Here is a 5,678-nt window from a genome sequence, read left to right on the forward strand (position 1 = left end):
GTGACTGATTCGTTCGATCTCTTCCGGACTCATTTTCATCAGTGGTCCCCTTTTCCATTTGAACTCGGTTACCCATTATTAACCAAGTTTTCTACGTTTGAAAAGGGGGGACCTAAGTAGTAACACATTTGAACGCTATTTTGTCCCAGAACCGCTCGTTCAATTGATATAGTGTTCATTTGTACCTAATTCCCGCGCATAGTGCCGCTATCATCCGCTTCCGAAGCGATCGTTCACGCTGCTCATTCGATCCTCCGAACCAGGGTTCGCCGCGCAAATTTATTTGTCTTTACGCGTGATCCAATATCCCCTAATATGAATCTAGTACATTCGGGGGCAGAGAGAACATGGGAAAGCAAGCATACTTGTATTACGCCGGACTCGTCATAGTCGCGGCGGTGTGGGGGACGAATTTCGGGATATCCCGGCTGGCGATGGATACGTTCGATCCGGCGCTGTTCACCTTTTTGCGGTTCGGGCTGGCGGTCCCGTTTTTCTTCATCTTATTGAAGCTGCGGGAAGGGAGCGTCGGCGTCTCGTTCAAAGTGGCCATGCAGTTGATGGTCATCGGCTTGTTCGGCGTCACGGGGTTGGAGATCGCGGTCATGTATTCGATCAAGTATACGACGCTCGCCAACGCTTCGTTGCTCAATGTGGCGCCTTGGCCCATATTCGCGGCGCTGTTCGCCCCTTTGTTTTATCGCGAGGCGATCTCCAAGCGGCTTGTAACCGGAGGGATCGCAGCCATGATCGGCGTCTCGCTGGTCATCATCGGAGGCGGCGAGGGCATCGATCTGTCATCGCGCAACATGATCGGCAATGCGCTCGCCTTTGCCGTCAGCATGATCGGGGCTCTGTTCAATCTCGCCTGCATGCCGCTGATGAAGCAGTATTCCGCGCTGCGGGTGAGCGCTTGGTTCATCTTGTTCGGCAGCCTGTTTCTATTTCCGCTTACGCTCGGTTCGTGGGGCAAGGTCGATTGGTCGGGGCTCGATGCAGGGAGCCTGCTCGCAATCTTCTATAATGTAATCTTATGTACGGTCGTCGCCTTCGTCGTATGGAACGTGTGCATGTACCGGATCGGGGCGGCCCGCTCCAATTTTTTCAGATATGTCGTTCCCGCCGCTGCGGTAGCGGCCGGTTATATCCTGTTCGACGAGCGGATCACGCTATGGCAAATCGCAGGCGCACTATGCATGGCCGCCGGCTTGATCTGGATCAGCTTGGAGAAGAAACAGCGGCCCTCTTAGGGTGCTCCTTAAAGCGAAAAAAGTCTGCATATGCGCTCTATCGAGTGCGTCTGCAGACTTTATGTTCTATGGTTTAATACAAGGAAAGTGCGAGCGAATCTTCCTCTCTGAAGCTGTGCAGGATCGCTTCCCCGCCGTCGATCTCGATGCTGATTAAGGAAGCCAAACATTTCTTCATGGCGGATTTGCCGGTCTCGAACTTTGTTTCCAATGTTTGCAGCAAAACTTTGAACGACTTCTGGGACGTTGCGTTTATGACATATACCGGTATCAGCTTGTTCTGAAATTGGATCAATGTTTTCATGCGAAATCCCCCTACCCTTCTACATTAGAAATATTTTACGCCTCGAATATTAAATATACCTTAAAAAAGTATTACACAATTGTGAAAATCATAATATTTATGATTTACTCTATCCTGTATTATACTGCTATTGCCCGCTTAATTACACGTACAATGTCAGACATAAATTTGTAGCCTTCAACATTCTGACTTTGTACAGGGATGGTGAACATGTCATTTCTTCTTCCGTTCGCGCAAGGCTTCCTGCTGTCGCTCTCCCTCTGTCTCGATTTGGGAATGGTCAACGTCGCCATCATCAAGACCGGCATCGAAAAAGGGCTCAAGCCGTCGTTCGCGGTCGGGTTCGGCTCCTGCTTCGGCGATCTGCTGTATATGTCGCTCGCCCTGCTCGGCGTCGGAGCCGTGTTCGAGCTGCTTCCCGTAAAATGGACGCTATGGCTCGCCGGCACAGCGACACTTCTCTTCCTTACGTTCAAAATGCTCCGCGAGACGTGGCGTCCGAAAGCGAACTTACCCGGTTCTGCAGCCGCGGCTGCCGCCGGCAAGTCCTTGCCCCGCCACTTTCTGACCGGTCTCGGACTCGCCATGGCCTCGCCTACCGCCATCGCCTGGTTCGCCCTCGTGGCCGGGCCGATCGTCGCCGGCATGAATATCGGGCACGGTTCCGGGCTGGTCGTCTTCGCAGCCGGTTTTTTCTCCGCCGGCCTACTCTGGTCGCTTGGCGCAGCTTGGATCAGCAGCATATCCGGCTCCTACGCCGGCCCGAAGCTGGTGCGCGCGCTCTCGTTCTGTTCCGCGCTGCTGTTCCTTTATTTCGCCGCAAAGGTGTTTTGGGACGGCTGGACAGACATCATCCAAGGAGGCGCCTCGTGATCGGATAATCCATGTTTTTTGCGGGGGATGTCCATATGCTACGTCTGCAGCCGGGGGTACACTTACAGAAGCTGCCCGAGCTTTACGGAACGCGGCTTCCAGCATCCGGATAATCGGAAAGGACAAACCCGACATGAAGGCGACGACCCGCATTTATTTGGACGCCCTGCTGCAAAACATCAAAAGCGTAACTTTTTTCACCTTTCTCGGTGTGCTTATAGCCAGACTCGGCGCAAGCGACTTCGAAATCGCCTTGTCCAACTCGCTTCCCGCCCTATTCTGCGCACTCTCGCTCGCCTTCCTGACCCGGCAGCTGCCCGTAACCCGCGGCGTTTTCCTGACGAGCGGCTATGTAAGGCAGTTCGCCTTCATCTGTATGGCGCTCTCCGTCCTGTTGTCGAATCCGATTCCGGTCCTGCTCGTATTCTGGTCCATCAACGCCGTCTCCGTCATCGTGACGTCGGCCCAGCAGCCGGCCATTTTGCGCCGCGTCATCGAACCGCACCATTTCCCCGCCCTATTCAGCCGGAACAAAATCATCGCCCTGGTTATCACGACGTCCGGCGGGCTGCTGATCGGCTACGCGTTGGACGCGACCGATTCGTTTTTTCCATACAATTATGTAGGCTCGATGCTGATCGGCTGCTTGTCCACGTTCACCGGCATGTCGTTGATCGCCGGACTCGCTCCGCGGGAGAAGACGCAAATCCGCCTCCGGTGGGTCCGACCGTTCCGGGAATGCAACCGGAACATTTGGTGGATGGCGCTGAACAACGCGGGCATTTATATGACCCCTTCTCTATTCACGATTTACCACATCAAAATGTTACACTTGAGCAACACGCAAATCGGTTATTTCGTCGTCACCGCCGGGATCGTCTCCGCGCTCGCCCTGCCGCTTGTGCGCAAGCTGATGGAGCGGCTCGGTACGATGCGGATCTATTCGGCCGCCCTGATCGGCATGATGCTTTGCGCTTTTCCGTATGGGTTCATCGATGCGTACTGGCTGCTTGTCGTCGCCCAGGCGTGGACAGGGTTCATGCTCGCGGTGTGCGAGGTATCCACGCAAACGATGATGATGGAGGAGGCCGGAAAGCATAAAGCCGAGATGGCCTACTTCTCCGACTTCCAGCTCGTCATGCAGCTCGGCATGGCCATCGGGCCGCTGATCGCCGGAGCGCTCGTATCGGTGCTGCCGCTGTGGGTGTGCTTCTGTGCGGTTGCGCTGCTCCGGCTCGCTTTCTTCCTCTCGCGTTCCCTCATTCCGGAGCGGAATGGAAAGACGGCGGGGAGCGAAGCGGCGCATTTGTCGGTGCGGTAGCGTCCGGCATCGTTTATTTTTTTATAATTTAATTTTTGATGTTTCACCTTTCTTCGATCGGGGTAATGATAGTCAAGTGGGAAGTGGTGATTATACGAATCAAACGGCGGAAAACAGATCCGAACGAGGATCCAGCTATCCGAAAGGTTGATGGTAACCATGTTATCCCTTGTAAGAAGGAAGCGCTCGAAATGGTTTCGAGTCGTAACCGGTAAAGTACCCTAGCATTTGGAAGAAGATTGCTTCTTAAGCCAATGCAAGTCCTTATAATCACGTGTTCCCACGTTGAAGGCCCCTCGATGGGATATCGAAGGGCCTTCGCCAGTTTATAGGCTTGCCGATGCTCTATGCCTGCATGGATCGAGCCATAAAGTGAAGCTTGTTGATCGTGCTCCAATTGCGTGTCGTCGCCGAATCGCCCAATTTCGGAATATTGGCCGCCAGCTTGGAATCGAGCACGCTTTGCCGGAACAGCAAGTAAATTTCCCGTCCCTGGACCCGGTATTCATCGATTTCGCTTTTGCCTTCCGATAGCCGGTCGACCTTTTCCTGCGAAGGCGCTTCGGTCAACAAACACACCTGCAAGCTTTCTCCTTCCGACAGGGCGTCCGCCGCGAAAGGACAATCCGTTACGATCCGTTCCAGCTCCGCGGCCGTTCTCAGTATGACGGCGGCCGGAATACCGAAAGTCTGTTTGATCTCCCGCTCGATTCGCCCTCGCAGCAAGTCCGCTTCTTCCCCGGACTCAAATACGACGTTGCCGCTTTGAATATACGTCTGTACCCGGCCAAGTCCGATCGCTTCCAAGGCGCTCTTCAGCTCGGCCATCTTGATTTTGTTTTTCCCGCCTACGTTTATACCCCGCAGCAGAGCGATATAAGTCGTCATCACCGGAAATCCCCGATTCTTTTTACCTCAATATATCATGTTCCGCTTCGCTCCAGCACGCTTTTCAAAGTCAGCAGATCGCGCATCACCATGTCCGCATCGTTCCGGAACTTTTCGTCGGATATGGCCGGCTGTTGGAATATAGTCAAGAGCACCTCGCATCCGGTGCCGTTGGCAATGGCGCGCATCGACACCGACGCCTCGGGGCCCGAACTGGGGGTGACGACATGATCCAGCACCCCGAACTTGTTCCGCTCTACGAAGCGGATCTCGGCAGGGCCATCCAGCGTCTGCATCAGCCATTTGCCGTCTTCCTCCCGAATGGACAAGCAGAACGAGGTTGCCCAATCCGGGAAACGGGCGAGATCCAGAATGTAGTCGTACACTTGCTCCTGTGGGCGCTGAATGGAGATGCCGAGCGTCCGCGATTTGGCTGTAGGGGTCATATATCGATGCTCCTTTCGTGTTCTATAAGAACACATTGTTTACGTTTATTGTAGCCGATTCATCCGTCAACGGATTGTATTTTTCGGACAATGTCCGTCCGTGCATTCGCGACCGTCGCTATTGTGCAGCATGAACGGGAATGATGTCCTTCCTCCTATAAATCCCGAGCAGCAGCCCACGTCTGCGTATTCGACCATCAAATGGCTGCCGTAGCCGAGGAAATGGAGCGGAATATCGGTTATGAGCACCCTCCCGGTCATCATGGCAAGCCCATAAACGAGTTGAACGGCGAACGGCACCGACAGCGCGATAATCAACACCTTGCCGTACGGATCGCGAACGGCCTGGACCGCATGAGCGAGCCGCACCAGAAACCAGATCACCGAGCCGAGCAGCAGCAAACCCGCCATACATAACCATCAATGCCTTTTGCTCCAATGAACCTAATTTGTTTATTAGTGAACCTCTTTGTTACTACTTAGGTCCCCCCTTTTCAAACGTAGAAAACTTGGTTAATAATGGGTAACCGAGTTCAAATGGAAAAGGGGACCACTGATGAAAATGAGTCCGGAAGAGATCGAACGAATCAGTCACA

Annotated in this window: 7 protein-coding genes; 3 read left to right on the plus strand and 4 right to left on the minus strand. The window is 53.8% G+C overall.

Annotation, left to right across the window (positions count from 1 at the left end):
* Nucleotides 1–347 precede the first annotated feature (347 nt).
* Nucleotides 348–1,250, plus strand: a complete 903-nt coding sequence (locus FE783_RS37075; RefSeq protein WP_138884424.1) for a DMT family transporter — start codon at nt 348–350, stop codon at nt 1,248–1,250.
* 73 nt (nt 1,251–1,323) lie between these two features.
* On the opposite strand, the gene FE783_RS37080 is transcribed toward FE783_RS37075, so the two are convergent.
* Complete coding sequence (locus FE783_RS37080; RefSeq protein WP_138884425.1) at nt 1,324–1,554, minus strand: hypothetical protein; 231 nt, start codon at nt 1,552–1,554, stop codon at nt 1,324–1,326.
* 210 nt (nt 1,555–1,764) lie between these two features.
* Between FE783_RS37080 and FE783_RS37085 the strand changes: the two genes are divergently transcribed.
* Both FE783_RS37085 and FE783_RS37090 read left to right on the plus strand, forming a co-directional pair.
* Complete coding sequence (locus FE783_RS37085) at nt 1,765–2,427, plus strand: LysE family translocator (RefSeq protein ID WP_138884426.1); 663 nt, start codon at nt 1,765–1,767, stop codon at nt 2,425–2,427.
* A gap of 133 nt (nt 2,428–2,560) precedes the next feature.
* Nucleotides 2,561–3,748 carry an MFS transporter gene (locus FE783_RS37090; protein ID WP_138884427.1) on the plus strand — a complete coding sequence of 396 codons (1,188 nt, stop codon included), beginning with the start codon at nt 2,561–2,563 and terminating at the stop codon, nt 3,746–3,748.
* A 345-nt stretch (nt 3,749–4,093) separates the two neighbouring features.
* On the opposite strand, the gene FE783_RS37095 is transcribed toward FE783_RS37090, so the two are convergent.
* The 3 genes from FE783_RS37095 to FE783_RS37105 all read right to left on the minus strand — a co-directional run bounded on the left by FE783_RS37095 (nt 4,094) and on the right by FE783_RS37105 (nt 5,493).
* Nucleotides 4,094–4,636 carry a DUF1697 domain-containing protein gene (locus FE783_RS37095; RefSeq protein WP_138884430.1) on the minus strand — a complete coding sequence of 181 codons (543 nt, stop codon included), beginning with the start codon at nt 4,634–4,636 and terminating at the stop codon, nt 4,094–4,096.
* Between the two features lie 35 nt (nt 4,637–4,671).
* Complete coding sequence (locus FE783_RS37100; protein WP_138884428.1) at nt 4,672–5,082, minus strand: SRPBCC family protein; 411 nt, start codon at nt 5,080–5,082, stop codon at nt 4,672–4,674.
* A gap of 66 nt (nt 5,083–5,148) precedes the next feature.
* On the minus strand, nt 5,149–5,493 hold the full coding sequence (locus FE783_RS37105; RefSeq protein ID WP_138884429.1) for a hypothetical protein: 345 nt from the start codon (nt 5,491–5,493) through the stop codon (nt 5,149–5,151).
* Between the last annotated feature and the right edge of the window lie 185 nt (nt 5,494–5,678).

The sequence above is a fragment of the Paenibacillus mesophilus genome, from assembly GCF_005938385.1.
GTDB lineage: Bacteria > Bacillota > Bacilli > Paenibacillales > NBRC-103111 > Paenibacillus_AB > Paenibacillus_AB mesophilus.